This is a genomic window from Treponema sp. R6D11 (assembly GCF_054786075.1).
The window spans coordinates 1-2,848 of record NZ_BDHD01000213.1 but is presented as its reverse complement, the minus strand read 5'-3'; the positions used below and the strand labels follow the sequence as shown (position 1 = coordinate 2,848).

At 49.2% G+C, this 2,848-nt stretch carries 2 protein-coding genes; both read right to left on the bottom strand.

Annotated elements, in window-relative coordinates:
- A partial coding sequence (locus tag ACYVTD_RS11340; protein WP_461247881.1) for a calcium-translocating P-type ATPase, PMCA-type occupies positions 1 to 2,574 on the bottom strand: 2,574 nt, incomplete at its 3' end.
- Positions 2,574 to 2,848 (bottom strand): fumarate hydratase C-terminal domain-containing protein (locus ACYVTD_RS11335; RefSeq protein ID WP_461247880.1); only part of this gene is annotated, 275 nt, incomplete at its 5' end. The genes ACYVTD_RS11340 and ACYVTD_RS11335, both read right to left, overlap by 1 nt.

Here is a 2,848-nt window from a genome sequence, read left to right as displayed (position 1 = left end):
GAACAGTTTGGCAAATTCCGACACGACAACCACGCTAAACGTGACCGCGAACAGCGTAAGCCACAGCGGAAGCGGAAGCGGGACGGTGCCGAAGAACTTACCGGCGTACTGGATAAACAGAATCTGTAAAATGAAGGTGCACCCCGTAATCGCAAGCATCGTTCTGTTCTTGAAAAAGTGTTTGAAAATGCTGTCGTCATGAAGCTCGCGGCAGTTAAAGGCGTTGAAAAGTTGAAACAGGGCGAACATGGTAAATAGGACCGTGTTCATCTGCCGCTCTTCCACGTTCAAAAAATTAAATGCGTACTGGCAAAGAAACACGACCGAGATGTAAAGCCCGGTAATGCCCGTCCGAGTGAGCAGGGCGCGGGTTAAAATGTCCTCACTGCGTTTTACCGGCGGCCTTTTCATCAAGTCGGCGTAAATCGGCTCTAGGCCGAGGCTGAGCGCGGGAGGGCCGTCCATGATGATGTTGATCCACAAAAGTTCAAGCGCGGTAAACGGCGTTTTTAAGCCGAGAAGTATCGAGGTTAGCACCACGATGACGGCGGACACGTTTACCGTTAGCTGAAAACTGATAAAACGCTTAAAGTTTTCGTAAATTCCGCGCCCCCAGCGGATCGCGTTTACAATGGTGGAAAATGAATCGTTAAGCAGAACGATGTCGCTCGCTTCTTTGGAAACTTCCGTGCCAGAAATGCCCATTGCGATACCTACGTCGGCGTTTTTCAAGGCGGGCGCGTCGTTGATTCCATCCCCGGTTACCGCCGTAACGTATCCCGCTTTTTTCAAAAGGTTTACGACGCGCATTTTAATTCCCGGCGTGCTTCTGGCGATAACCCTGATTTTCTCGAGTTTGGCGGACAATTCCTCGTCGGATAGTTCCTCAATATCACGCGCCACGACGGCGATATGGTCATTGTCCAAAACGCCGAGTTCCGTCGCTATCGCCGTGGCGGTTACGATGTTGTCGCCCGTAAGTATCTTTATGTCTACTCCGGCGAGTCTGCACTGGTTGACGGCTTCAAAAACGTCGGCGCGAAGAGGGTCAGAAAATGCGGGGAAACCGTCGAACGTCATGTCCTTTTCCACCGTGTTTTCGTCGAAAGACGAAAGAGAGGGAAAATCCCTGTGCGCGAAAGCGATGATTCTGCAGGCTTTTTCCTGCATGAGCGTTATCTGCTTTTCAATTTCGGCTCGTTTTGCTTCGTCTATTTTACAAAATAAAAATATTTTTTCAGGGCTTCCCTTGCTGTAGACGGTATGGCCGTTTTTTCCTTTTACAATGGAAGTCATCTTCTTTTTTTCAGATGAAAACGAAAACACCTGGACTATATTCACGCCCGACCTGCGCTCGTGGTAATTCCATCCTGCCTTTTTCGCCGCCGAAAGAAGGGCGCACTCGGTGGGGTTTCCGACAAATTGGCCTTTTTCCCCGATTTCCGCCGTGCTGTTTACGCAGATATTGGCAAGTATGTTTTCGTCCGTGATTTCGCCGTTAACCGTCATTTTATTTTCGGTTAAGGTACCTGTTTTGTCCGAGCAGATAACGCTTATACAGCCGACCGTTTCCGAGGCGACAATTTTTTTAACGAGGGCGTTTTGTTTTGAAAGTTTGATGATATTGAGCGAGAGCGAAACCGCGACAATGGTGGGAAGCCCTTCAGGAACCGCCGCCACAATTAGAACGATGCTTGTGATAAAAGCGTCGATTATGTTTTGAAAGACAAGTTCGCCGCGGAAAGCGAATGTCACCATTTGGGAAATAAAAACCACGGATGCGGCGATTACGCCGAATATGGTTATCATTTTTCCCATGCGTTCAAGCCGTTCTTGAAGCGGGGTAGAGGTTTTTTCCGTACCGCCAAGCTCATGCGCTATTTTACCAAACTCGGTCTTGCCGCCGACCGCCGTTACAAGCAGTTTGCCGAAACCGCTAGTGATAAAAGTGCCCGAATAGAGCATGTTGCGCCTTTCGGCGACGGGCGTTTTTTCGTCCGTGATAACGCAGGAGAAGTCTTTTTTCGCCGGAACGCTCTCCCCGGTAAGCGCCGATTCGTCGGCGGCAAGCTCGGCGCTTTCAAGCAGTCTACCGTCCGCCGGGATTTTATCTCCGGTGGAAAGAAGCAGTATGTCCCCCGCGACGATTTCCCGCTGGTTAATCGTGACCGGGTTTCCGTTACGCAAAACTTTTACAACGATATCCTCGTTGATTTTATTTAACGCTTCAAACGCCTTCGCGCTTTTTCCTTCCATTGCCACGGTAATGACGACGGAAAGGAAAATCGCCGTAAAAATGCCCGCCACTTCAAAAAAGTCCGAATGCCCGTTGGATACGGCGTTGAATATGTTTGCTGCGAGGGCGATAACCGCCGCCATTACAAGAAGCAGGAGCATAGGCTCGGTTACCGATTCCCATATACGTTTTATTAATGGTACGGGCTTTGTCTTAGTAAGGGCGTTGATGCCGTATTTTGCCGCATTTTCTTTTGCTTTTTCGTCAGTAAGGCCTTTGTTTGGATCAACTCCGTAATTGTTAGCCAGTTCGCTTTTTTCAACAAGATACTCAATCATTATAAAACTCCTGTTGTTTTTAGTAATGAGGCGGCAAGCTCTTTCCTGCGCGAAGCGTAATACGCTGAATTTTCCGTAAAAAGGTTGTTTCCCTGTGTATCAATGCTTACGATTAACGGGCCGAAGCATGGAGTCTTCATCACCCAAAGGCACTCTGCCATTCCAAGTTCCTGCCAAAAGACGTTCTCTATCTTTTCGATTTGCCCCGCCCCGAGAACGGCGCAGCCTCCAGGGTAAACGCAGTGAATAGCCCCGTATTCTTTGCAGGCGGCGG